23 protein-coding genes are annotated in these 25303 nt (G+C 64.6%); 8 read left to right on the top strand and 15 right to left on the bottom strand.

Features of this window, described 5'->3' with window-relative positions:
• The first annotated feature begins 270 nt into the window (after positions 1-270).
• Positions 271-1638, top strand: coding sequence for a flippase (locus B5V03_RS35540; protein WP_164988504.1), 1368 nt, complete (start codon positions 271-273; stop codon positions 1636-1638).
• A gap of 188 nt (positions 1639-1826) precedes the next feature.
• The gene (locus B5V03_RS35535; protein ID WP_129275042.1) at positions 1827-2651 is read left to right on the top strand and encodes a sulfite exporter TauE/SafE family protein; all 825 of its coding nucleotides are present in this window, start codon (positions 1827-1829) and stop codon (positions 2649-2651) included.
• Between the two features lie 125 nt (positions 2652-2776).
• On the opposite strand, the gene B5V03_RS35530 is transcribed toward B5V03_RS35535, so the two are convergent.
• The 12 genes from B5V03_RS35530 to cysG all read right to left on the bottom strand — a co-directional run bounded on the left by B5V03_RS35530 (position 2777) and on the right by cysG (position 13988).
• Positions 2777-3565, bottom strand: coding sequence for a 3-hydroxybutyrate dehydrogenase (locus B5V03_RS35530; RefSeq protein ID WP_129275041.1), 789 nt, complete (start codon positions 3563-3565; stop codon positions 2777-2779).
• A gap of 1 nt (position 3566) precedes the next feature.
• Positions 3567-4742, bottom strand: coding sequence for a DUF3734 domain-containing protein (locus tag B5V03_RS35525; RefSeq protein ID WP_129275040.1), 1176 nt, complete (start codon positions 4740-4742; stop codon positions 3567-3569).
• Between the two features lie 79 nt (positions 4743-4821).
• Positions 4822-5325: a CAP domain-containing protein gene (locus tag B5V03_RS35520; RefSeq protein WP_129275039.1), complete on the bottom strand. Its 504-nt coding sequence runs from the start codon at positions 5323-5325 to the stop codon at positions 4822-4824.
• A 91-nt stretch (positions 5326-5416) separates the two neighbouring features.
• On the bottom strand, positions 5417-6454 hold the full coding sequence (locus B5V03_RS35515; RefSeq protein WP_129275038.1) for a sulfate/molybdate ABC transporter ATP-binding protein: 1038 nt from the start codon (positions 6452-6454) through the stop codon (positions 5417-5419).
• Entirely contained in the window at positions 6444-7355 is a 912-nt protein-coding gene (gene cysW / locus B5V03_RS35510; RefSeq protein ID WP_129275037.1) for a sulfate ABC transporter permease subunit CysW, read from the bottom strand. The genes B5V03_RS35515 and cysW overlap by 11 nt, the downstream gene beginning before the upstream one ends.
• 10 nt (positions 7356-7365) lie before the next feature.
• Positions 7366-8202, bottom strand: coding sequence for a sulfate ABC transporter permease subunit CysT (cysT, locus tag B5V03_RS35505; protein WP_164988503.1), 837 nt, complete (start codon positions 8200-8202; stop codon positions 7366-7368).
• A gap of 33 nt (positions 8203-8235) precedes the next feature.
• Positions 8236-9249 (bottom strand): sulfate ABC transporter substrate-binding protein, encoded by a 1014-nt coding sequence (locus tag B5V03_RS35500; RefSeq protein WP_129275495.1) that lies wholly within the window; start codon positions 9247-9249, stop codon positions 8236-8238.
• Between the two features lie 112 nt (positions 9250-9361).
• Complete coding sequence (locus B5V03_RS35495) at positions 9362-10087, bottom strand: phosphoadenylyl-sulfate reductase (RefSeq protein ID WP_129275035.1); 726 nt, start codon at positions 10085-10087, stop codon at positions 9362-9364.
• Complete coding sequence (locus B5V03_RS35490; RefSeq protein ID WP_129275034.1) at positions 10084-10599, bottom strand: DUF934 domain-containing protein; 516 nt, start codon at positions 10597-10599, stop codon at positions 10084-10086. Before B5V03_RS35490 ends, B5V03_RS35495 begins: the two co-directional genes overlap by 4 nt.
• The gene (locus B5V03_RS35485) at positions 10586-12241 is read right to left on the bottom strand and encodes a nitrite/sulfite reductase (RefSeq protein WP_129275033.1); all 1656 of its coding nucleotides are present in this window, start codon (positions 12239-12241) and stop codon (positions 10586-10588) included. Before B5V03_RS35485 ends, B5V03_RS35490 begins: the two co-directional genes overlap by 14 nt.
• Positions 12242-12252: 11 nt before the next feature.
• Positions 12253-12567: a DUF2849 domain-containing protein gene (locus tag B5V03_RS35480; RefSeq protein ID WP_129275032.1), complete on the bottom strand. Its 315-nt coding sequence runs from the start codon at positions 12565-12567 to the stop codon at positions 12253-12255.
• Positions 12564-13988 carry a siroheme synthase CysG gene (gene cysG, locus B5V03_RS35475; protein ID WP_129275031.1) on the bottom strand — a complete coding sequence of 475 codons (1425 nt, stop codon included), beginning with the start codon at positions 13986-13988 and terminating at the stop codon, positions 12564-12566. The genes B5V03_RS35480 and cysG overlap by 4 nt, the downstream gene beginning before the upstream one ends.
• 236 nt (positions 13989-14224) lie before the next feature.
• Here cysG and cysD point away from each other — a divergent pair, with 236 nt between their 5' ends.
• The 4 genes from cysD (at position 14225) to B5V03_RS35450 (ending at position 19747) form a co-directional block, all read left to right on the top strand.
• Positions 14225-15019 carry a sulfate adenylyltransferase subunit CysD gene (gene cysD / locus B5V03_RS35470; protein ID WP_129275030.1) on the top strand — a complete coding sequence of 265 codons (795 nt, stop codon included), beginning with the start codon at positions 14225-14227 and terminating at the stop codon, positions 15017-15019.
• Positions 15020-15039: 20 nt separating this feature from the next.
• Positions 15040-16956: an adenylyl-sulfate kinase gene (gene cysC / locus B5V03_RS35465; protein WP_129275029.1), complete on the top strand. Its 1917-nt coding sequence runs from the start codon at positions 15040-15042 to the stop codon at positions 16954-16956.
• Positions 16957-17250: 294 nt separating this feature from the next.
• Positions 17251-19416 carry a malate synthase G gene (locus B5V03_RS35455; protein ID WP_129275027.1) on the top strand — a complete coding sequence of 722 codons (2166 nt, stop codon included), beginning with the start codon at positions 17251-17253 and terminating at the stop codon, positions 19414-19416.
• A gap of 130 nt (positions 19417-19546) precedes the next feature.
• Complete coding sequence (locus tag B5V03_RS35450) at positions 19547-19747, top strand: CsbD family protein (protein ID WP_008546815.1); 201 nt, start codon at positions 19547-19549, stop codon at positions 19745-19747.
• Positions 19748-19896: 149 nt separating this feature from the next.
• On the opposite strand, the gene B5V03_RS35445 is transcribed toward B5V03_RS35450, so the two are convergent.
• On the bottom strand, positions 19897-20052 hold the full coding sequence (locus B5V03_RS35445; RefSeq protein ID WP_129275026.1) for a Thivi_2564 family membrane protein: 156 nt from the start codon (positions 20050-20052) through the stop codon (positions 19897-19899).
• 274 nt (positions 20053-20326) lie between these two features.
• Here B5V03_RS35445 and B5V03_RS35440 point away from each other — a divergent pair, with 274 nt between their 5' ends.
• Entirely contained in the window at positions 20327-22420 is a 2094-nt protein-coding gene (locus B5V03_RS35440; protein ID WP_129275025.1) for a methyl-accepting chemotaxis protein, read from the top strand.
• Positions 22421-22511: 91 nt separating this feature from the next.
• Here B5V03_RS35440 and B5V03_RS35435 read toward each other — a convergent pair whose 3' ends face one another.
• On the bottom strand, positions 22512-23165 hold the full coding sequence (locus B5V03_RS35435; protein ID WP_129275024.1) for a DUF2865 domain-containing protein: 654 nt from the start codon (positions 23163-23165) through the stop codon (positions 22512-22514).
• Between the two features lie 19 nt (positions 23166-23184).
• Positions 23185-23967 carry a L,D-transpeptidase gene (locus B5V03_RS35430; RefSeq protein WP_129275023.1) on the bottom strand — a complete coding sequence of 261 codons (783 nt, stop codon included), beginning with the start codon at positions 23965-23967 and terminating at the stop codon, positions 23185-23187.
• 211 nt (positions 23968-24178) lie between these two features.
• Between B5V03_RS35430 and B5V03_RS35425 the strand changes: the two genes are divergently transcribed.
• Positions 24179-25291, top strand: coding sequence for an AI-2E family transporter (locus B5V03_RS35425; RefSeq protein WP_164988501.1), 1113 nt, complete (start codon positions 24179-24181; stop codon positions 25289-25291).
• Positions 25292-25303 lie beyond the last annotated feature (12 nt).

Genomic DNA, 25303 nt, shown 5'->3' with positions numbered 1-25303 from the left:
TCGTCCCGGACAAGCGTAGCGAAGCGGAGCGCCGATCCGGGACCCATAGCCACAGGGAGTGGTTTGGCGAGGACGCGGAGTTATCAGCTAGCGCAAAAACTTCTCCCTGGGGTTATGGATCCCGGATCTGCGCTGACGCTTGTCCGGGACGACAGCGGGGCTGAGGCAGCAGCACGCCCACCCAACCGAATCTTAACGAATGGTTGCTAATCCCCAAGGCTGCCGCAGCATGCGGGACGCCTTGATACGGACGCCCTGGGGACCCTCGACTTGGCCGTGATGGATGCAGAACCTGCAACGACCGGACCTGCCGGGCTGATCGGGCGGCTGCGTGCCAAATTGACCGGCGGCTCGAGCGAGGCGTCGCTGACGCGGCGGCTGGCCGGCACCATCTTTATCATCCGCGTCATCAGCGCGGGCCTCGCCTATTTCTCGCAGGTGCTGCTCGCGCGCTGGATGGGCACCTCCGACTACGGTATCTATGTCTATGTCTGGACCTGGGTGCTGCTGCTCGGCAGCATGATGGACCTTGGCATCTCGGCTTCCGCGCAAAAGATCATTCCGGAGTACCGCAGCAGCGGCGAGCAGGCGCTGCTGCGCGGCTTTCTTTCCGGCAGCCGCTGGCTGACCTTCGCGGTGTCCGCGCTGGTGTCGCTTGGGCTTGCCGGCATCGTCAAGCTGCTGTCGCCCTGGATCGATCCGGCCGAGGTGCTGCCGCTCTATATCGGCTGCATGACGCTGCCGGCTTTCGTCGTCGCCAACACCCAGGACGGCATCGCGCGCTCGCATGACTGGATGCAGCTCGGCCTGATGCCGCAATTCATCATCCGCCAGGCGCTGATCATCGGCATCACGGCCGCGGCCTTCCTGCTCGGCTATCATCTCGGCGCGGTCGCCGCGATGGTGGCAAGCGCCGGTGCAGTATGGATCGCGATGACCGGACAGATGGTGGTGCTGAACCGCAAGCTCGCCGATCACATCGAGCCGGGCCCGAAGGCCTACGACATCGGCGGCTGGCTTGCCGTCTCGCTGCCGATCCTGCTGGTCGAGAGCTTTTATCTGCTGCTGTCCTACACCGACGTGCTGGTTCTGCAGCAGTTCCGCCCCTCCGACGAGGTCGGCGTCTACTTTGCGGTGGTGAAGACGCTGGCGCTGGTCTCCTTCATCCACTACGCGATGTCGGCGACGACGGCGCATCGCTTCGCCGAATACAACGCAAGCGGCGACAAGGCACGCCTGTCGGCCTATGTCGCGCATGCCATCAACTGGACGTTCTGGCCCTCGCTGGCGGCGACCATCGTGCTGCTCGCGCTCGGCAAGCCGCTGCTGTGGTTGTTCGGCCCGCAATTCATGGTCGGCTACGACATCATGTTCGTCGCCGCGATCGGCCTCGTGGTGCGCTCTGCGATCGGTCCCGTGGAGCGCCTGCTCAACATGCTCGGCCAGCAGAAGATCTGCGCGCTCGCCTACGCGCTGGCCTTCGTGATGAACGTCGTGCTCTGCATCGCGCTGGTGCCACGCTACGGCGGACACGGTGCCGCGGCCGCGACCTCGATCTCGCTCAGCTTCGAGACGGTGCTGCTGTTCTGGATCGTGCGGCAGCGGCTGGGGCTGCACGTGCTGGCGTTTGGCAAATAGGCCTGACCGCTTGCCCTGGCTTACGGGGAACGCCATTTCGCGAGATGCCCGTGTGCGAGGCTAAATGACTGCCCAATTCGGGTCGGCAGCATGATTCTACTTATTTGGGGCCAAGTAGTTGCGCCTCCGGGAAATTATATTCTACGTCATATTGCCAACTGACGAGATAAACCTAAGATTCCCCGGACATGATCGATCCACTCTACGTCGCCTCCGGTTTTGGCGTCGGCCTGCTTGTCGGGATGACCGGCGTGGGCGGCGGCTCGTTGATGACGCCGCTGCTGATCCTGTTGTTCGGCATTCATCCCTCCACCGCTGTCGGAACCGACCTGCTCTATGCCGCCGCCACCAAGACCGGCGGCGGCGTGGTGCATGGCTGGTCGCGCAGCGTGCACTGGCCGGCAGTGCTGCGGCTTGCCTGCGGCAGCATTCCCGCGAGTGCGCTGACGCTGCTGGTGCTGTGGAAGCTCGACCTCAAGAGCGATTCCGAGCGCAATCTCGTCAACCTCGTGCTGTGCTTCGCGCTGCTGCTGACCGCGACCTCGCTGATCTTCCGCAAGTCGATCATGGAGCGCTATCGCCGGCGCCTCGAGCAGGTCGGCGAACGCACCACGGCGATTGCGACCGTCATCACCGGCATCGTGCTCGGTGTGCTCGTCTCGATTTCATCCGTCGGCGCCGGGGCGGTCGGCGTCACCGTGCTGCTGCTGCTCTACCCGCGCCTGCCGATGGCAACCATCGTCGGCTCCGACATCGCCCATGCGGTGCCGCTGACGCTGGTGGCCGGCATCGGGCACTGGCTGCTCGGCTCGGTCGACTGGGCGCTGATGGGGGTTTTGCTGATGGGCTCGCTGCCCGGCATCATCCTCGGCAGCTACAGCGCGACGCGCGTGCCGGAAACGGTGCTGCGCCTGACGCTTGCCTGCGTGCTGTTCGTGGTCGCCGGCAAGATCCTGTTCGCGGAATTGAATTTGCAAGCCGCGATCGTGACGGCGCTGGCCTGGAGCCATTGAGCGACGAGCGGACGACGGAATCGTAGGGTGGGCAAAGCGGAAGCGTGCCCACCATCTCTCTCAATCGCGGAAGCATGGTGGGCACGGCGCAAGTGCGCCTTTGCCCACCCTACGGCATCGAGGCCTTACTCCGCCGTCCAGCCGCCGTCGATCGACAGGTTGGTGCCGGTGATCTGCGCGGCATCGTCGCCGCACAGGAACAGCGCGAGGGCTGCGACCTGCTCGGACGTCACGAACTCCTTGGTCGGCTGCGCGTCGAGCAGCACGTCGTTGATGACCTGCTCGCGCGTGAGATTGCGGGCCTTCATCGTGTCGGGAATCTGCTTCTCCACCAGCGGCGTCCAGACATAGCCGGGGCTGATGCAGTTGCAGGTAATCTTGTGGGTCGCGACTTCCAGCGCCACGGTCTTGGTCAGGCCGGCGATGCCGTGCTTGGCCGACACATAGGCCGACTTGAAGGGCGAGGCGACCAGCGAATGCGCCGACGCCGTGTTGATGATGCGGCCCCAGCCCTTCTTCTTCATGCCGGGCACGGCGGCGCGGATGGCATGGAAGGCCGAGGACAAATTGATCGCGATGATCTGGTCCCACTTCTCGACCGGAAATTCCTCGATCGGCGAGACGAACTGGATGCCGGCATTGTTGACGAGGATGTCGACCGAGCCGAAGCTCTTTTCGCCGAGCGCGATCATCCCGGCGATCTCGGCGGGCTTGGTCATGTCGGCGGGCGAGTAGACCGCCTTGACGCCGAAATCGGACTCGATCTTCGAACGCTCCTTCTCGATGTCCTCCGGCGAGCCAAAGCCGTTGATGACGACATTGGCGCCCGCGGCCGCGAAGGCGCGCGCATACGCAAGGCCAATGCCGCTGGTCGAACCTGTTACGACGGCGTTTTTGCCTGACAGACTACCCATCTTATTCGCTCCTTTTTGGCGGGGGCGCGGTGACGTCCCCCGTGAGATCGTAGGTCACCATGGTCTCGCCGGACTGCGGCTTATCGAGCCAGTCCTTGTGGCGCATCGACAGATGCACGTCGCGCACGCCGCTTTCCCAATGCTCGACCATCGCGACATGCGAGAAGTCGTAGTCCTTGGACGAGGATTCGTAGTTCTTGCTGCGGTAGATCAGGTGCACCACCGTGACGGTGCTCTCACGAGATGCCTTGGCAAGGAATTCGACGGAAGGGTCGTTCTTGAGATAATCGGGCAATTTGGAAATCAGGTCGCGCACCGCCCTGCGGGCGTTGTGGATCTGCTTGTTCTTGTCGGTGTTCATCCGGGTCCGGCTGGAGAAGCGGATGTCCTTCTCGCGCTCGGTGGCTTCGAGCAGCGAATTCGGCAGGTCGCCGCGGGCGCTGAACAGATCGACCTGGAAGATCAGCATGTCACGAGCCACCTCGGCATCGAGCACGTAATCGAGTGGCGTGTTGGAGGCGATGCCGCCGTCCCAATAATGCTCGCCCTCGATGACGACGGACGGAAAGCCGGGCGGCAGCGCCCCGGAGGCCATGATGTGCTCCGGACCGATCCTCTTGCCGAGCTTCTTGAACTCGTAATTGTCGAAATATTTGAAGTTGCCCGAGGTCACGCCGACGGCGCCGACGGAGAAGCGCGTCTTGAGATCGTTGATGCGGTCGAAATCGACCAGACGCTCCAGCGTCTTCTTCAGCGGGGAGGTATCGTAATAGCTCTCGGCCTGCGGGCTACCGGGCGGCCACATCGGCGCGGGCGGAACGCGCGGCACGAAGAAGCCGGGCACGCCGAAGGTCGCGATCAGCGCGGCGCTGGTGGAATTGAACAGCTCGCGGCTGTGGTCGCTCTTGCCGATCGGCTTCCACGGCACCGGCGCGGAGACCATCTCCCAGAATTCCTTGAGCCGCTTGACGCGGGTGTGGCCTTCGTTGCCGGCGATGATGGCGGCGTTGACCGCGCCGATCGAGATGCCGGCGACCCATTCCGGCTCAAAACCGTAGCCGCACAGCGCCTGATAGGCGCCGGCCTGATAGGAGCCGAGCGCACCGCCGCCCTGGAGGACCAGGACGCGTTGTGCATTCGCGGGGACGCTGGCGGATTCCGGGCTATGATCTGTCATCAGGGAACAATAGCAAATGGCGAGCCACCGTGGCGACAGTTTCGCCGCGGCACCAATGCATCCCGGGATCAAGTCTGGCTTATCGAGGGTCCGTCGAGGCCAGGATCATGGTCCAGAACACCTTGTACTTGGTGCCCGGAGCATAGCTCGCCGCAATGCCCAATTTTGTGACACCGCCCTTGAGCATATTGGCGCGATGGGGAGGCGAGTCGCGCCAGCCGGAAAACGCTTCCGCCAGCGTATGATAGCCGGCCGAGACGTTCTCGACCGCCACAGTCGCGGGATAACCGCCGGCGCTGAGGCGCTTGGCCAGCGGCGCGCGGACGTCATGGTCCATCTTGTTGGCCGCAGCCATGGCCTGGGACTGGGATTCAGCGAGACTCATCAGGGCGGGATCGATCACGACGGTGCCGAGGGCGTTGTTCTGGCGGTATTGCGAGATCATGATCGCGGCAGCCTGCGCATCGAGCTTCGAGCCCGGGACGGACATGTCGGCATACATCGACGGCTGCTGGACCGGCGGCTCATTGCCGGCACAGCCGGCGAGCAGCAAAGTGATGAGAATTGCGGCCGCAGCGCGCATGAATCGAGGCCCCCAAATGAAGGGCCGTTGTTGCATACCAACCGTGGCTGAAAGGTGAATTTTAAGGAAAATTTGACCTGCCGGAGGCCGCTCAGGCGCCCGCAAATATCCGGTAACGCCGCGGATTGAGGCCAATCGTGTCTCCGGCGCGCAATTCCCTATTGCGGGGCGCGTCGATCTCGATGGTCTCGCCGCCTGATAGTGCGACCTCGGCCCGCTGCACGGGGCCGAAATTGCGGACGTGCTGGACCGCGCCCTCGAAGGCGCCGGAGCCGGGCGGGCCGACCAGCATGTCGTGTCGCCGCACGAACAGTTTTGACGCGCCAGGCGCAAGGCCGTCGGCGGCGAGTGGAAGCGGCTGGTCGCCGAGCCTGATCACGCCGCCCTCGACCTGGACCGGCAGCTCGATGGACTCACCGATGAAGCCGTGGACGAACGCGGTCGCCGGGGTCTCATAGACGTCATCGGGCGACCCGATCTGCTCGATCCTGCCCTTGTCCATGACGACGACGCGGTTGGCGACTTCGAGCGCCTCCTCCTGATCGTGGGTGACGAAGATCGAGGTAACGTTGATCTCGTGGTGCAGTGAGCGCAGCCACCTCCGCAGCTCCTTGCGCACCTTGGCATCGAGCGCGCCGAAGGGTTCGTCGAGCAAGAGAATCCGCGGCTCGATCGCGAGCGCGCGGGCAAGCGCGATGCGCTGACGCTGGCCGCCGGAAAGCTGGCTCGGATAGCGGTCGGCGAGCCAGTCGAGCTGCACGAGATCGAGCAGCTCTTTGACGCGCGCACGGATCGTCGCTTCGTCCTTGCGGACCGCGCGCGGCTGCACGCGCAGGCCGAAGGCGACATTCTCGAACACCGTCATGTGTCGGAACAGCGCGTAGTGCTGAAACACGAAGCCGACGTGACGCTCGCGCGCGCCCTGCGCCAGCGCGTCCTCGCCGTTGAAGGCGACGTCGCCCGTATCAGGCCAGTCGAGGCCTGCGATGATCCGCAGCAGCGTGGTCTTGCCGGAGCCTGAGGGACCGAGCAGCGCCAGCAATTCGCCATTGTCGACCTTGAGATCGACACCGTCGAGCGCTTGGAAGCTGCCGAACTTCTTGACGAGATTCCTGACTTCAATGGTCATTGACGTCTTGTCCTTCGTCGAGATGATGTTCGAGAACGGTCTTGGCGATCAGGGTGATCAGCGCCAGCATCGCCAGCAGCGAGGCGATCGCAAACGCAGCGACGAACTGGTACTCGTTGTAGAGAATCTCGACCAGCAGCGGCATGGTGTTGGTCTCGCCGCGGATGTGGCCGGAGACGACGGAGACCGCGCCGAACTCGCCCATCGCGCGGGCATTGCAAAGCAGGACGCCATAGAGCACGCCCCATTTGATGTTGGGCAGCGTGACGCGGAAGAAGGTCTGCAAGCCGGAGGCGCCGAGCGAAATCGCGGCCTCTTCCTCCTGCGTGCCCTGCTCCTGCATCAGCGGGATCAGCGCGCGCGCCACGAACGGGAACGTCACGAACGTCGTGGCGAGCGCGATGCCGGGCACTGCGAACAGGATCTGGATGTCGTGATCCCTGAGCCAGCCGCCGAAATAACCCTGCGCACCGAACAGCAGCACGAAGACCAGACCGGAGATCACCGGGCTCACCGAGAACGGCAGGTCGATCAGCGTGATCAGGAAGGTCTTGCCCGGGAATTCGAATTTGGCAATCGCCCATGCGGCGACGAGGCCAAAGACGAGATTGAGGCCGACCGAGATCGCCGCCACCAGCAGCGTCAGCTTGATCGCGGATAACGCCTCCGGGTCGGCGAGCGCAGCGAAATAGGCGAGGACGCCCTTCGAAAACGCCTGCGCGAACACCAGGACCAGCGGCAGCACCACGAAGGCGGAGAGGAACAGCACCGCCAGCGCGATGATGACGATCCGCACCGCGGGCGGTTCGGTGCGGAGGCTGTCGCGCGCCGCTGCGGCGTGCGCACGTGCGCGCGCATCGGGCGGGGTCAGCGAGACGGGCTCTGCGATCTGCATCGTCATCGCATCCCCCTCAGCGCGCCGGAATCCGGCTCTGCGCCCAGCGCTGGAGCCGGTTCACCGCAAAGATGATGACGAAGGAGACGACGAGCATGACCACCGCGATGGCCGTCGCATCGGCATAACGGAATTCGGAGAGACGGATCACGATCAGCAGCGGCGCGATCTCGGAGACATTGGGCAGATTGCCGGCAATGAAGATCACCGAGCCATATTCACCGACGGCTCGCGCAAAGGCGAGCGCGAGCCCGGTGAGCAGCGCCGGCGCGAGGGAGGGCAGGATCACGCGGATGATGGTTTGCCAGCGGCTGGCGCCAAGACTACCCGCAGCTTCCTCGATCTCGGGATCGAGATCCTGAAGCACCGGTTGCACGGTACGCACCACGAAGGGAATGCCGATGAAGATCATCGCGACGAAGATGCCGACCGGCGTGAACGCCACCTTGATACCGAGCGCGGCGAGCGGCGCCCCCAGCCAGCCCTTTTCGGCAAACAATGCGGTCAGCGCGACGCCGGCAACCGCCGTCGGCAGCGCGAAGGGTACGTCAACGATCGCATCGAAGATCCGGCGGCCGGGAAACCGATAGCGCACCAGCGCCCAGACGATGATGCTGCCCATCACGAGATTGACGCAGGCCGCCGCGAAGGCGAGGCCGAACGAGACCCGCAGCGCGTTCAGGGTCCGCCGGCTGGAGAGGATGGCCCAGAACTGTTCCGGGCTGAGCTCGAGCGATTTCAGGAACAGCCCGGCGAGCGGAATCAGGATGATGACGGACAGCCAGGACAGCGTCAGTCCCATCGTGAGACCGAAGCCCGGAAGAGTCCGTCGTCGTGCTGCAAGTGCGCTCACCAGGCCCCCTGTTGCCCCTCCGACAGCGCCCGATCAGTTCTTGTAGATCTGATCGAAGACGCCGCCGTCGGCAAAATGTTCCTTCTGCGCCTTGGTCCAGCCGCCGAAAATTTCGTCGATCGTGAACAGCTCGACCTTCGCGAAGGAGTTTTCATACTTTTTAGCGATCTCGGCATCGCGCGGACGGTAGAAGTTGCGCGCGGCGATCTCCTGTCCCTCCTTGGTGTACCAGTACTGGAGGTAGGCGTCGGCGGCGTTGCGGGTGCCCTTTTTGTCGGCAACCTTGTCGACGATCGTAACAGGCGGCTCGGCAAGGATCGACAGCGGCGGTGCCACGATCTGGAACTTCTCCGGACCGAATTCCTTGAGTGCGAGATACGCCTCGTTCTCCCAGGCGAGCAGCACGTCGCCGACGCCGCGCTCGACGAAGGTCACGGTGGCGCCGCGCGCGCCGGTGTCGAGCACCGGCACCTGCTGGTAGAGCTTTCCAATGAACTCCTTGGCCTTGTCGGCCGAGCCGTATTTCTTCTGCGCAAAGCCCCAGGCCGCCAGATAATTCCAGCGTGCGCCTCCCGACGTCTTTGGATTGGGCGTGATGACGGCGACGCCCGGCTTGAGCAGGTCGTCCCAGTCCTTGATGCCCTTGGGATTGCCCTTGCGCACCAGGAACACGATGGTCGAGGTATAGGGTGATGAATTCTGCGGCAGCCGCTTCTGCCAGTCGGCCGCGGTGAGGCCCTTGGCCGCGATCGCGTCGACGTCATAGGCGAGCGCCAGCGTCACCACATCGGCCTGCAATCCGTCGATCACGGCGCGCGCCTGCGAGCCGCTGCCGCCATGCGACTGCTTGATCTCGACGCTCTTGCCGGTTTCCTTCTGGTAAGCGCTCGCGAATGCCTTGTTGAATTCGGCATAGAGCTCGCGCGTCGGATCGTACGACACGTTCAAGAGATTAATGTCAGCAGCGAGAGCCGAGCCTGCCAACAATCCAGTCACGAGCAGCCCTGCCGCGAGCGGAACGATACGGCGCATCATGTCCATCTCCATTCGCCTCGACGACTTCAGCGTCACCGATGGCATGCGGGCATAACTCGGGGCGAAACGCGTTCAAGTCAACGGAACCTGATTTTCTTGTTTGAAGACTCGCAGCCTGACTGTGCTACGAAGTCTTCATCGTGTGGATGCCGCATTCTGTCTTGGCCCGGCCGCGCCAGCGACCGGCGCGCGCATCCTCGCCTTCAGCCGTTCTGCTCGTGCAAGGCATACACCCAACCGACAGGAAACCGGAGGCAGCCAGTGGATGACGCGGCAATTTGGCGCGGACGAAGATCGCCTCGAGTTCCTCGCGCGACACATTGGCGAAGGGGTTGAACTTCAACCGCGCGCCGTCGTCCTCGACAACCGGAATGTCGGCACGCGTATTGCCCTGAAAGCGCTTGCGACCGTTGAGCCAGGCATCGAACGGTTTTAGCGCGCGCGCCAGCGGCTCGACCTTGCGAATGCGGCAGCAGGCGTCGGGGTCGGAGAACCAGAGGTCGCGATCGGCATCTTCGCGCGCCAGCGTCTCTTCCGCCGGCTTGATCGAGCGGACGTCCTTGAGACCCAGCGTCTCGATCAGCGTGTCGCGATAGGCCAGCGTCTCCTCGAATAGCCAGCCGGTATTGAGGAAGATCACGGGGATCGCCGGATCGACGTCCGCCATGACCTTCAGCAGCGTCGCCGATTCCGTTCCGAAGGACGACACCAGTGCGAGCTTTTCACGACCAACCGCCTTCAGAGCCATAGCGACGACCTCTGCGGGAGAGGCATCGCGCAAGGCGCGATCGAGCTCTGCCGCCGAAGGCAGCGTGGACACGGACGAGACCTGAGGCGCGATTGCGTTCACGTGCCGACACCTTCGGAGTGACGCAGCTGCATGCGCCGGTGCAGCGCCGTGATACGGCCGTCGCCGGTCGGCTGGTAGAACACCGAGTAGCGCTTTGCCGTCAGCATGAAGGCTTCGGCATCGGCCTGCTTCTTGACCTCGAAGGAATCGAAGCCGGCACGCAGCATGAACACGAACTGGTCGCGCAGCACCTGGCCGGTGGCGCGCAGATCGCCACGATAGCCATAGCGTTCCCGCAGCAGCCGCGCCTGGCTGTAGGCGCGTCCGTCGCGGAAGCTCGGGAACACCAGCGCGACCACGGCGAGCTTGACGAGATACGGCACGAGCTCGGCGATGTCGCGATTGTTCGGCCAGATCACGCCGACCTTGCCGGCGCGCTTGAGCAACGCATCAGCCTCGCCGACGAAACGCTCGGCCGGGACCAGGATGTCGCCGCTCTCGGGCAGCGGCGTGTCGACGGCGAGCTTGACGAAACTGTCGTCGACGATTTTTCCGCCGTTAACGAGTGGCATAGACGCGCTCCTTGAAGGGTTCGACGCCGAGGCGTTTTACGGTGTCGACGAACAGCTCCTCCGGGCGCTCGCGCAGCGCAAGATAGGCTTCGACGATGTCCTCGACGACGTCGGCGACCTCGTCGAACTTGACGCCGGGGCCGATCAGATTACCCAGCGCGGCACTCTCGTCGGCACGGCCGCCGATGGTGATCTGGTAGACCTCCTCGCCGTTCTTCTCGACGCCGAGAATGCCGATATGGCCGACATGGTGGTGACCGCAGGCATTGATGCAGCCGGAGATGTTGATGTGCAGACGGCCGATCAGGTTGGCGAGCTCGTGATTGGCAAAGCGCCGCGTCAGCTCCTGCGCGATCGGGATCGAGCGCGCATTCGCCAGCGAGCAATAATCCAGCCCCGGGCAGGCGATGATGTCGGTGATCAGGTTGACGTTCGGCGTTGCCAGGCCAAGCTTGTCGAGCGCCTTCCACAGCGCCGGCAGGTCGCGCTTGGCGACGTGCGGCAGAGCCAGGTTCTGCTCGTGGCCGACGCGAAGCTCACCGAACGAATATTTGTCGGCGAGATCAGCCAGCGCATCCATCTGCTCCGCCGTGGCATCGCCCGGAGGCGCCCCGATCGGCTTGAGCGAGATCGTCACGATGGAGTAGCCGGGGTTCTTGTGCGCGGCGACCGAGTTCTTGCGCCACGCTTCGAAATCGGGATCGGCCGCGGCCTGCCGCAGCTCGTCCGGCATGTGCGGCAGCTTTTCATACGCCGGATAGATGAAGCGCGAGCGGATGTCCTCGATCACTTCGTCATCGATCTGAAGCGAGGAGTAGCGGATCTGCTGCCACTCCTCCTCGACCTCGCGGGAGAATTTCTCGATACCGAGCTCGTGCACCAGGATCTTGATGCGCGCCTTGTAGATGTTGTCGCGGCGGCCGTACTGATTGTAGACGCGCAGGATCGCCTCGATATAGCTCAGCAGATCGCGGCCGTGAACGAAGTGCTTGATGGTCTTGCCGATGAACGGCGTGCGGCCGAGGCCGCCGCCAACCAGCACCTCAAAACCGGTTTCGCCCTTCTCATTCTTGATCAGGCGCAGACCGATGTCGTGAACCTTGATCGCGGCGCGATCGTGGTCCGACGCAGTGATCGCGATCTTGAACTTGCGCGGCAGGAACGAAAATTCCGGATGCAGCGTGGTGTGCTGACGGATCAGCTCGGACCAGATACGGGGATCCTCGATCTCCCCGGGCGCGACGCCGGCCCACTGGTCCGAGGTGACGTTGCGCATGTTGTTGCCGGAGGTCTGCATCGCATGGATGCCGACTTCGGCGAGATCGGCCAACGCGTCCGGCAGGTCCGAAAGCTTGATCCAGTTGAACTGGATGTTCTGCCGCGTGGTGAAATGGCCGTAGCCGCGGTCGTATTTGCGCGCGACATGGGCAAGCGCCCGCAACTGGTTCGACGCCAGCGTTCCATAGGGAATCGCGACGCGGAACATGTAGGCGTGTAGTTGCAGATAGACGCCGTTCTGCAAGCGCAGCATCTTGAATTCGTCCTCGGTGAGCTCGCCCGAAAGGCGGCGCTGCACCTGGTCGCGGAATTCCGAGACGCGCTCGTTGACAAGCGTGCGGTCGATTTCGTCGTAAGCATACATTGAAGCGTGCCTTAACCCTGAGCCGGCAGCTCGATGGTGACGCCGGCCTTGCGGATCTGTTCGCGCAGATTGCCCGGCTCGATCTTGCCGTCATCGCCAAGCTGCACCGGTGCGATATAGGGACCGATGGCGCCGACGTCATCGGCAACGGCTTCGGCAAGCAACGCCTTCGCCTCGTCGGAATTGCGCACGATCGCGGCATCAGCGAGTTCCGCCGACCAGCCCTTGCTGCCGGTCCGGTAGACGACGATGCCGTCCCAGGTGCGGTTGGCGGTCACGATGGAGGGACCGGCGATCTTGATTTTCTGTTGCAGGGGGGAGGTCATTCGGCAGCATCCAGGAGGTCAGAGATGATTTGTTTGGGTGTTTGGCGGCGAAGCGAACCGGCATGCCGGACCACGTCGCCGATGACGAGGATGGCGGGACCGCCATGGGTCCGCCGCACCAGCTCGGGCAGGTCGCGCAGCGTGCCGATCGCGCCTTGCGCGTCGGGACGCGTGACCCGGGCGAACACGCCGACCGGTGTCTCCGGCGAACGGCCGGCGGCGAACAGGCCGGCGCGGATCGCGGGCGCAGCCGTCATGCCCATGTAGACCACGACGGTCATCTTGGTGTCGGTCAGCGTCGACCAGTCCACGGTCTCGGCGTCGCGCGCCTTGTGCGCGGTGAGGAAGGTGATCCGGGTCGCTTCATGGCGGTAGGTGAGCGGCACCTCGAAATCGGCGGCGCCGCCGAGGCCTGCGGTGATGCCGGGAATGATCGAATAGGTGACGCCGGCGGCGCGCAGCGCTTCGACCTCTTCGCCGCCACGGCCGAACACGAAGGGATCGCCGCCCTTCAGCCGCACCACGCGCTGACCGGCTTGCGCGGCCTCGATCATGCGCTTGTTGATGGCGTCCTGGCCGATGCCAGGCTTGCCGACGCGGCGGCCGACCGGAACGCGCGTGGTGTCGCGGCGGATGCGGTCGAGAATTTCGGGTGAGACCAGCTCATCGTGAAAGACAATGTCGGCGTCCTGCAACGCGCGCAGCGCCTTGATGGTGAGAAGGTCAGGATCGCCGGGACCGGCGCCAACCAGCGCGACCGAGCCTTCCGGCTTGTCGGCGCGCGCGAATTCAGACGGATCGGCAATCGCCTTGAGCGCGGCATCCGCGTCGCTTTTGCGGCCGGCGAGCACGGCCGCGCCGATCGGGCCGTCAATGACGCGCTCCCAGAAGCGGCGGCGCAGCGGAAACTCGGCAATGCGCTCGTTGATGGATTTGCGGAAGCCGCCGATGAACTCGGCGAGCTCGCCAATGCGCGCCGGCAGCAGCGCCTCGATCTTCTCGCGCACGCGCCGCGCCACCACCGGCGAGATGCCGCCGGTGCCGACCGCGACCACGACATCGCCGCGATCGACGATCGCCGGGAAGATGAAGCTGGAATGTTCGAGATCGTCCATGACGTTGACGGGCAGACCGAGCGCCTTGGCGCGGACCGACACGGCGACACCGACGTCGCCTGCGCCCGCGCATACGATGGCGATGACACCTGACAGATCGGCGGTCAGCGGATCGCCGGCCGCGATTTCGATACGCGCCTCGTCCTCGGAGCTCAGAGCCAGATCATGATTGCCGTCGATCGCGTGCACGCGGAGGCGCGCGCCGGCAGCGGTGAGCACGCGCAATTTTGCGCGCAGAAGCTCTCCCGCGCCGATGAGGACCACCGGACCGGCCTTGAGATCGAGGAACACCGGCAAGAACCGCATGCGATACTCGCTTCCCCCACATCCGGGGTTGACTGGAATTATTTTCTATATATGTGTCGTTTCGAGCGCGCAAAGAGAAATTTTTTTCTTCTCTTCTGCACCGCAACTATAGAAAATTCGCCTCCAAACGCAAAGTGGCAGAGATGCATCTTCTCAGGACCGATTCCGGTGCAGATGGACGGGATTCCCGGCCCGCCGTTTCCGAGCAAATTCCTCTCGGGCTGACTGCCCCCAGCATGGACCATTTGGACCAGCTGGAAGCACAGAGCATCTACATCTTCCGCGAGGCTTTTGGCCGTTTGAAGAAGATCGCCCTGCTGTGGTCGCTCGGCAAGGACTCCAACGTCATGATCTGGCTGGCGCGGAAGGCATTCTTCGGCCGGCTGCCGTTCCCGGCCCTCCATGTCGATACCGGCAAGAAGTTTCCGGAGATGTATCGCTTCCGCGATTATTACGGCAAGGAATGGGATCTCGATCTGCGCGTCGAGCCCTGCCCGCCCATCGATGCCGTCGACCCAACGCTGCCGCCCGCCGCCCGTTCCGCCGCGCGAAAAACCGAGGGCCTCAAGATGGCGCTCGGCAAATACGGCTTTGACGGCCTGATCGCCGGCATCCGCCGCGACGAGGAGGCGACGCGCGCCAAGGAGCGCGTGTTCTCGCCCCGCGGGCTCGAAGGCAATTGGGACGTCCGCGACCAGCCGCCGGAGTTCTGGGATCATTTCAATGCATCGCCGCCACAGGGCGCGCATTTGCGCATTCACCCGATCCTGCATTGGACCGAGGCCGACATCTGGGCCTACACCAAGCGCGAGAACATCCCGATCATCCCGCTGTATCTCGCCAAGGACGGCAAGCGCTACCGCTCGCTGGGCGATCAGGACATCACCAACCCGGTCGCCTCGACCGCGTCGAACATCGACGAGATCCTGATCGAGCTCGAGCAGACCAAGGTGCCGGAGCGCGCGGGACGCGCGCTCGACCACGAGACCGAGGACGCCTTCGAGCGCCTGCGCGTCGCCGGCTATCTCTGATCCAAGGACGCGAGCGCGACATGAACATGATCGTTACCCCCGCTTCGCCCGCCACGCCGAACGGCACCACGCGACCGCAGGTCCGCATCGTCATCGTCGGCCATGTCGACCACGGCAAGTCGACGCTGGTCGGCCGCCTCCTGCATGAGACCGGCAGCCTGCCCGACGGCAAGCTCGAGATGCTCAAGGCCGTCAGCGCGCGGCGCGGCATGCCGTTCGAATGGTCGTTCCTGCTCGACGCGCTCCAGACCGAGCGCGACCAGGGCATCACCATCGACACCACGCAGATCCGCTTCCGCACCAATTCGCGCGACATCGTGCTGATCGACGCGCCCGGCCATGCGGAGTTCCTGCGCAACATGATCACCGGGGCGTCGCAGGCCGACGGCGCGGTGCTGATCATCGATGCGCTCGAAGGCGTGCGTGACCAGACCCGTCGGCACGGCTATCTCCTGCATCTGCTCGGCGTGAAGCAGGTTGCGGTCGTCGTCAACAAGATGGACCGCGTCGATTTCTCCGCCGAACGTTTCAAGGACATCAGTGACGAGATCTCGGCGCATTTGCAGGGCCTCGGCGTCAAGCCCACAGCCGTGATCCCGATCTCCGCGCGCGACGGCGACGGCGTCGCCGAACGCACCGACCGCATCGGCTGGTACAAGGGACCGACCGTGGTCGAGGCGCTGGACCGGCTCGAGCCGGCCCGGCCGCTGGAAGCGCTGGCGCTGCGCCTGCCGGTGCAGGCGATCTACAAGTTCGACGACCGCCGCATCGTCGCCGGCCGCATCGAGTCCGGCAGCCTCATTGCCGGCGACGAGATCGTGATCATGCCTGCCGGCAAGATCGCCAGGATCAAGACGGTCGAGAGCTGGCCGGTGACGCCGGTCGCAGGACGTCAGGGCGCGGGCCGCTCGGTCGGCATCACGCTCGACCGCGAATTGTTCATCGAGCGCGGCGACATCATTGCGCATACCGACGCCGCCCCCCGCGAGACGCGCCGGCTGCGCGCACGCATCTTCTGGCTGCACGACAAGCCGCTCGCCAAGGGCGATCAGCTGCTGGTGCGTTGTGGACCGAAGGAAAGCCGCGCCACCGTCGTCGCCATCGAGAAGGCGGTCGACCCCGGTGAGCTCTCCAGCACCGAGAACAAGGCGATCGGCCGCAATCATGTCGGCGAGATCGACATCTCCCTGTCCAATCCGATCGCAACCGATCCCTACACGGAAAATCCGCGCACCGGCCGCCTCGTGATCGAGGTCTCCGGGCGCATTGCCGGCGGCGGCCTCGTGCTGTCGGTCGATGCCGGCCAGCGTGCCGTGCCTGTCGACATCGTGCCGGTGGAATCCGCGCTGCGGCCGGACGAGCGCTCCGCCCGCTATCGTCACAATGGCGCGGTGGTCTGGCTCACCGGCCTGCCGGCCTCCGGCAAGTCGACCCTGGCGAAGGCGCTGGAGCGACGGCTGTTCACCAATGGCGGCTCGCCGATCCTGCTCGACGGCGACACGCTGCGCGCCGGGCTCAATAGCGATCTCGGCTTCTCCGCCGCCGACCGCAGCGAGAACATCCGCCGCCTCGCCGAGGTCGCCACGCATCTGGCCCGCAACGGCCACATCGCGATCGTTGCCGCCGTCTCGCCCGCCCGTGAAGACCGAGCCACCGCGCGCCGCATCGCCGACACCGCCTTCCGCGAGATCCATGTCGCGACACCGGCCGGCGTCTGCGAGGAGCGCGACCCCAAGGGCCACTACAAGAAGGCCCGCGCGGGAGCGCTTGCCTCCTTTACGGGCATCGGCAACGACTACGAGACGCCGCAAGCGGCCGAGCTCGTGATCGACACCTCGGCGCGGACGGTCGCCGAGGCGGCCGACGAGATCGAGCAGATGCTGAAGACCACCGGCGTGCTGTTCGATGAAGTCGTGGACCTCGCTGCGAATATTTGAGGCTGTCCTAGTCCCCGCTGTCGTCGTCCGGCTTGACCGGGCGACCCAGTATTCCAGAGACAGCGTTGGGATACGGAAAAGCCGCTGCGTACTGGATTCCCCGCCTTCGCGGGGAATGACACCGGTGTGTGCCGCCCTCACCTCACCTTGACATTTTGACAAGCCCCTGGGGGTCTTCTCACCGCCCCGATTTTGGGGCTAATAGGTCTCTGAAAGCTGCCCCCTGTGGGCGCATTTTGCTGCTGTCGGGTCAAAAGCAGCCAAAAACAGCCATTTCCAACAAGAAAGACCATCATGAAACGCGTCGACGCCCACGGATTGAAGATCGCTCCCGTCCTGTTTGACTTCATCGCCAAGGAAGCGGCCCCGAAAACGGGGATCGCGCCGGATGCGTTCTGGGCCGGCGTTGCAGGCATCATCAAGGAGTTGGGGCCGAAGAACCGCGCGCTGCTGGCGGTGCGTGACACGCTGCAGGCCAAGATCGACGACTGGCACCGCGCCAGCAAGGGCAAGGCGTTCGACCTCGACGCCTACACCGCCTTCCTGAAGGAGATCGGCTATCTCGTCCCGGAGCCCGCGACGCAGAAGGTCGAGACCGCCAATGTCGACGAGGAAATCGGCAAGATCTGCGGCCCGCAGCTCGTCGTCCCCCTCACCAACGCCCGCTATGCGCTGAACGCGGCGAATGCGCGCTGGGGCTCGCTCTATGACGCCTTGTACGGCACCGACGCGATCCCGCACGATCCGTCCGAGAGCGGCAAGGGCTACAACAAGGCCCGCGGCGACAAGGTCATCGCGAAAGCAAAAGCGTTCCTCGATGCCGCCGCGCCGCTGGCGACCGGCAGCCACACCGACGTCACCGCCTATAGCGTGGTCGCGGGCCAGCTCGCGGTGAAGCTGAAGAGCGGCAACGCGACCGCGCTGAAGAACGCCGTGCAGTTCGCGGGCTTCCAGGGCGATGCGGCCGCGCCGAGCGCCGTGCTGCTCGCCAACAACGGCCTGCATGTCGAGGTCAAGATCGACCGCAGCAGCACCATCGGCAAGGACGATCCGGCCGGCGTCGCCGACATGATCATGGAATCCGCCGTGTCGACCATTCTCGACATGGAGGACTCGGTCGCTGCCGTCGACGCCGAGGACAAGGTGCTGGTCTATCGCAACACGCTCGGCCTGATGAACGGCACGCTGTCGGCCGACTTCGAGAAGGGCGGCAAGACGCTGACGCGTTCGCTCAATGCCGACCGCTCCTACAAGACGCCTGACGGCAAGAGCGAGGTCAAGCTGCACGGCCGCAGCCTGCTGCTGATGCGCAATTGCGGTCACCACATGTTCACCGATGCGGTGCTGGACGAGAGCGGCGAGGAGATTCCGGAAGGCCTGCTCGATGCCGCCGTCTCCGGCCTGCTCGCGATCCACGACCTCAAGGGCAACTCCAAGACCAAGAACAGCCGCACCGGCTCGGCCTACATCGTCAAGCCGAAGATGCACGGCCCCGACGAAGTGTCGCTGACCTGCGAGATTTTCGACCGCGTCGAGAAGTTGCTCGGCCTGCCCGAGAACACGCTCAAGGTCGGCATCATGGACGAGGAGCGGCGCACCACCGTCAACCTCAAGGCCTGCATCCAGCGCGCCTCCAAGCGCATCATGTTCATCAACACCGGCTTCCTCGACCGCACCGGCGATGAGATCCACACCTCGATGGAAGCGGGTCCGATGATCCGCAAGAACGAGATGAAGGCGCAGGCCTGGATCAAGGCCTATGAGGACTGGAACGTCGACATGGGCCTGATCGATGGCTTGCCCGGCCACGCCCAGATCGGCAAGGGGATGTGGGCCGCGCCCGACAAGATGGCGGACATGCTGCAGCAGAAGCTTGCCCATCCGCAGGCCGGCGCCACCACTGCCTGGGTCCCCTCGCCGACCGCGGCGACCTTGCACGCGCTACACTATCACCAGGTCAACGTCACCGCGCGCCAGCAGGAGCTGACCAAGGGCGGACCCCGCGCAAAGCTGTCGGACATCCTCACCATCCCGGTGTCGAAATCGAACTGGGCACCCGACGACGTCAAGCAGGAGATCGACAACAACTGCCAGGGCATTCTGGGTTACGTCGTGCGCTGGATCGACCAGGGCGTCGGCTGCTCCAAGGTGCCTGACATCCACGATGTCGGCCTGATGGAAGACCGCGCGACCTTGCGCATCTCCAGCCAGCATCTCGCCAACTGGCTGCACCAGGGCGTCATCACGGAAGCGCAGGTGATGGAATCGCTCAAGCGCATGGCCGTCGTCGTCGACAAGCAGAACGCCGGCGATGCGATCTACAAGCCGATGGCGCCCGCCTTCGACGGCGTTGCCTTCAAGGCGGCCTGCGACCTCATCTTCAAGGGACGCGAGCAGCCGAACGGTTACACCGAATACATCCTCACCGCGCGCCGCCGCGAGGCGAAGGCGGCTGGTTGAATCTGCTCACTTGGATGTCAAAAGCCCCGGCCTCGGCCGGGGCTTTTCGTTGGGCGAAACGTCGCGGCGCGCATCGGAACGGCCGCTCGCCGGTCGCGTTGTACGGCCATCAACCCCATGGGAGATGGTCATGGACTGGAATCGCATCGAAGGAAACTGGAAGCAGTTCAAGGGTTCCGCGAAAGAGAAGTGGGGCAAGCTCACTGACGACGACCTGCAACTGATCGAGGGACGCCGCGAGCAGCTCGAAGGCCGGCTTCAGGAACGTTACGGCAAGGCAAAGGATCAGGTTCGTCAGGACGTCGACGACTGGCTCAAGTCGCTGCACTAGCCCAGCACGAACGAAGCCCCGACTCAGGCCGGGGCCTTTTGTTGGACACCCGTAGCCCGGATGGAGCGAAGCGAAATCCGGGGCCGCTCGCCCGGCAGGCGGCACCTTCCCGGATTGCGCTGCGCTCCATCCGGGCTACAAGGCCCCCGCTAGAACACCGTGAGGTATTTCAGCAGCGACACCACGCCGATGATGATGACGATCACGCGCGCGATCTGCTTGGCGCGGCCGTCCATCGGCAGCATGTTGATGAGGTAGAGCACGAGAATGACGACGAGAAAGGTGACGAGTGCGCCGACCAGCATCGCTAGGACCCCCCTTCAGGCAAATTGCTGACAGTCTCTTAACGCGCAACTCCCGCGTTGGTTCCATCGCAGCAACCCACTGCAACTTCTAGTAAATGCGTACTTCTACGATGAGCCGCCCCTCCTAAAACTTTACCCTTTTCGTTTCAGATGCGGAAACCGTTTGGGCCATGAGCCGCAAACGGCATGCGATTGCCGAACTGCCGCGCCCCCGTTTGTCGATGTTGCCGGGCGTCTTCACGAACTTTGAAATGGGAATTTTGGGGGGACTTCGATGCTCAATCGTCTGACCATATCCGCGCTGCTGAAAGCAGTGATTGCGATCACGTCGGTCTGTGTGGTGATTGCGCTCTCGCTCACCGCCTACGAGTCCTGGGGGCGCCTGAAGACCGCCAGCCGCATCTCGCAGATCGCTGACGCCTCCGCCGATCTGTTCAAGGCGATGCACAATCTGCGCACCGACCGCTCGACCACCAACCGGCTCCTCAACTCCACCGAGCCGATGGATTCCGAGATCGAAAAATATCTGCGCGCGATCCGGGACGCCGAGATGCCGGCGATGGCACGCGCGCTGGCGCTGTTGCCCGCCATGGAGTTTCCGCAGTCGAGCACGTTGGTGCCGGAGCTCGCGCGTCTGTACAAATCGGCGAGCGAGCAGCAGAAGCAGTTTTGGGAAGACGTGGCCAAACCGAAGGATCAGCGCCGCGCGGGCCTGCCGAAGGACTACATGGGGACGACGCAAGGGCTGCTCGAGACGCTGGACAAGCTCTCGAACGTTCTGGCCGCAACCGTCAACCACCAGGACGCGGCGATCGACCAGTTGCTCTCGATCAAGCAGAACGCCTGGCTGCTCCGCAACACCGCGGGCGAAGCGTCGCTGATCGTCTCGACCGGTCTCAACGCCGGCCGCATCACGCCGGAGGCCCGTCTCGCCTATACCCAATTCGTCGGCGGAACGACCGCGATGTGGCAGGCGCTGGAATTGTCGACGTCCGGCATGCAACTGCCGCCGGCCCTGTCGTCCGCCGTGGCCGCAGCCAAGACCGCCTATTTCGATCCGCAATATCTGGCGCTTCGCGATCGTCTCGCCAACACACTCGCCAATGGCGAGAAGGCCGAGATGACCGCGAACCAATGGACTCCGGTCACGGTGGGACGCCTGTCCAGCGCGGTTGCCGTGGCCGAGAGCGCACTCGATGCCGCCAAGGGCCATACGCTGGATCAACGCGACGCAGCTCAACGCGCGCTGATTATGCAGCTCGTGCTGCTGGCGCTCGCCATCGGCCTTGCCGCCGGCGCGATCATGCTGGTCAGCCGCCGCGTCATCACCCCGCTCAACACCATCCGCGATGCCATGCTGAAGGTCGCCGGCGGCGATCTGGCCGTCAACAGCGGCTATCTCGACCGCCAGGACGAGATCGGCGCGCTGGCCGGCGCGCTGGAAACCTTCAAGCAGCAGGCGACCGAAAAACTCAAGATCGAGGAGCACGAGCGCGAACGCAACGTCGGCGCAGCCGCACGCCAGCGCGCCGTCGAGGCTTATGTCGGGGAGTTCGAGGGCGCCGTGCGCAAGACGCTCGGCGAATTGAGCGAGGCGTCCGGCGAGATGCGCAAGACGTCAGGCGATCTCTCAAACGTGTCGCGTCAGACCAATGACCGGGTCCAGACGGCCGGGAAGGCTTCGAACGACGCGTCCATGAGCGTCGACAGCGTCGCCGCGGCCGCCGAGGAGCTCTCCGCCTCGATCAACGACATCAGCCAGCAGGCCGCGCATGCCGCAGGCATCGCCAGCCGCGCCGTGACCCAGGCGCGTGAGACTGACGGCACGGTGCAGGGATTGCAGAAGTCGGCCGGCCGCATCGGCGAGGTCGTCGGCCTGATCAACACCATTGCGCAGCAGACCAATCTGCTGGCGCTCAACGCGACGATCGAGGCGGCCCGCGCCGGCGATGCCGGACGCGGCTTCGCGGTGGTGGCCTCGGAGGTGAAGTCGCTGGCGAGCCAGACGGCGAAGGCGACCGAGGAAATCTCCGAGCAGATCGCCGACATCCAGAAGGTCGCGGGCGACGCCATCAACGCAATCCAGACCATCGGCGGCATCATCGGCGAAGTGAACGAGGTCGCGACCGCCATCGCCGCCGCGGTGCAGGAGCAGGGCGCGGCGACCCAGGAAATCACCCGCAGCACGCAGTTCGCGGCGCAGGGCACCAAGAACGTCACGGACAACATCACCGGCGTGAAGGCCGACGCGGACGCCGCCGCAGCCGCTGCCGACAACGTCAAGCACGCCTCCGAGATGCTGGAGAGCCAGAGCCGCCAGCTCGGCCATGAGGTCAGCGACTTCCTGGGGAAGATCCGCGCGGCGTAAGGGCTGCGAGTTGGGTCCCGGATCGGCGCTCCGCTTGTCCGGGACGACGGCGGAGATGGAGGCGACAGCGCCGCGCCCCACCCGAAGCCACCTACTCCTTCGCCACCACCGGCACCTGACGGAACCTTGCGCGGACCGACTCCGGCAGCGGAGAAAAATTCATCGCAACACCGCGGCGGTCGTTGGCGTTGCGGTTGGCGACGACGAGGCCCTCGCTGCCCGCGACGATGTCGCCCTTGCGCAGGGTGGGATCCTCCTCGGCCTTGACCTGAGCGAGACCGACCGGATCCTTGCCGTTGCAGGTGCAGCCCGCGACGATCTCGTTGCGATAGCGGAACGCGTTCGGCAGCTCGGAATAGGATTTTCCCTTGTCCGTCGTAGCGTCGTCGATGTTACTGCCGTAGACCAGCGAGGTTTCCGACGTCGGGCAGAAGCTCTTGCAGGATTGCGCCTTGCTCTCGGCATCATTTCCCTGCGCCGGGAAGTAGCGACCGTCGCAACCGCGCACGCAATAAGCGGTGCCGCCGCCATAGGAAGCCCGCTGGCGCGGTGTGTCGTAGCGCGGCATGTCGTCATTCGCGAACGGCATCTGGATTTGCGGCGGCGGCCGCCTTCCGAAGCCACCGAACAGCGCCGAGAAGAAATCCTCCGCATGCGCCGATGGCGTCAGCGCGAGGCCGACGGAGGCGACGGCGAAGACCGCCGCCGCACCGCTCGCCAGTTTGCTGATCGAACGTCCAGTCATGTGACCTCACTCAGTTTCTTTAGTTCACGGCCGACGTCGGGATATTCAGCGCCTGCCGGCCTGAGGGCAGCGTCGTCATCGCCGGACGCTTGCGCCAGGAATCATTCCCCTTGTCACCTCCCTTGGCCATCAGCGGCGCATTCTTCGGCAGCACCACGACCTTGGTGCCGACACTGACGCGGCTGAAGAGATCGCTGACGTCCTCGTTGGTGAGACGGATGCAGCCGGAGGAGACGAACTTGCCGATGGTGGTGGGATCGTTGGTGCCGTGGATGCGGTATTCGCTCGAGCCGAGATACATCGCGCGTGCACCGAGCGGATTGCCCGGGCCGCCGGCGACGAAGCGCGGCAGATAGGGCTGGCGCGCGATCATCTCGGCCGGCGGATGCCAATCCGGCCATTCCGCCTTGCGCGTCACGCTCTGCACGCCTGCCCAGGTGAAGCCTTCGCGGCCGACGCCGACGCCGTAACGGATCGCGCGGCCATTGCCGAGCACATAATAAAGGTAGGTGTTGGCGGTATCGATCACGATGGTGCCGGCGGGCTCACCGCGGTCGAAGCTGACGATTTGCTTGCGCAGCCGGTCAGGCAGCGCAGCGTCCTCGTCCGCGGCTTGCGGCCCAGCCGAATAGCCCTGCGAATAGGTCGCCTGGTCTTGCGGATAAGCCTGCGGCTGCATCGGCGCGTAGCCGAGCCTCTGGGCGTGTGCCGCGAACGGCACGGTCAGCAATGCTGTCGCGAAGGCAAAAGCGGTGACGGCGCGCGGCGAGAAGCTGCGGCGGGCTGAAGACAACTTTGTCATGTGCTGCCCCGTGAGATGTCTGCATCAGGGTGATGCGGCTTCCTAACAAACGCGGACGAACCGACTCAAGTTCCACTGAGCGATGCGGCGATGAAGTCACAGTCAAGCGAGCGCAGCTTCACGAAGCCGCGATGGAACCGGAGCCCACTCTGCACGTTGGTTGAACGGGTCATCAATGGGCGCGCGGAGGCTCCCGTGCGGGAGAAGTATTGTGCGCGTCCTTCCCAGTGAACGTCTGATGTCCGGCAGCAGCGAAGGTGAACCCCTCCCCGGCAGTCATGCCGAGTTGCCGCCGGTGATCCGCCGCGCCGAGTTCGTCGCCTTTGCGCTTGCCGGCCTGCTGCTGATCGCCGTGGTCGCGGTCCTCTACATTGCGAAGGCGTTCTTTCTCCCGGTCGTGATGGCCATTGTCGCCGGGACCATGTTGTCGCCGGCCGCATCCTTCCTGGAGCGGCGGCACGTCCCGCGTGCGGTCGGCGCCGTCCTGATCGTGATCGCGGTGACCGCGCTTGTTACCTTCGTGTTCGCGCTGATTGCGGCGCCCGCGATGGAGTGGAGCTCGCGCCTGCCCGAGCTCGGCGCCCAGTTGAAGGACAAGCTGCACGTCTTCGACCGGCCGCTGGCCTTGTGGAAGGAGCTGCAAATCATGGTCGGCGGCCCCGAGGGGTTGCCGGGTTTCCAGGTGCCGAAATTCGAATGGGTGCAGCCGACGCTGGAATTCCTGTCGCCGACCTTCGCCGAATTCCTGCTGTTCTTCGCCACGCTGATCCTGTTCATCGCGAGCTGGCGCGACCTGCGGCGGGCGCTGATCATGACCTTTGGCGACCGCGATGCACGCCTGCGCACGCTGCGGATACTGAATGAGATCGAGATTCATCTCGGCAATTACCTCCTGACCGTCACCGTCATCAATATCGGCGTCGGCATCGCAACCGGCGTTGTCTGCGCGCTCACCGGCATGCCCAATCCGGCCGGGCTCGGCGCGCTCGCGGCGGCGCTCAACTTCATCCCTATCATCGGACCGATCGCGATGTTCGTCGTCCTGGTCGTGGTTGGGCTCGTCGCCTTCCCGACGCTGGGTGGCGGGTTGATGGCCGGGCTCGCCTTCGGCGGCATCACCTTCCTGGAAGGGCACTTCGTCACGCCGACCATCATCGGGCGCAGGCTGGCGCTGAACGCACTCGCCGTGTTCATCGCACTGGCGTTCTGGACCTGGCTGTGGGGGCCGATGGGCGCGTTCCTGTCGTCGCCGCTGCTGATCGTCGGGCTGATCCTGAAGGAGCACCTGATGCCGGTGAATTCGCCGCAGCTGCCGCAGGAGTAATGGGATCCCGCG

The sequence above is a fragment of the Bradyrhizobium betae genome (genome assembly GCF_004123905.1).
Taxonomy (GTDB): Bacteria; Pseudomonadota; Alphaproteobacteria; order Rhizobiales; family Xanthobacteraceae; genus Bradyrhizobium; species Bradyrhizobium betae_A.
The sequence above is the reverse complement of the archived record's forward strand: the minus strand, read 5'-3'. Positions and strand labels throughout refer to the sequence as shown.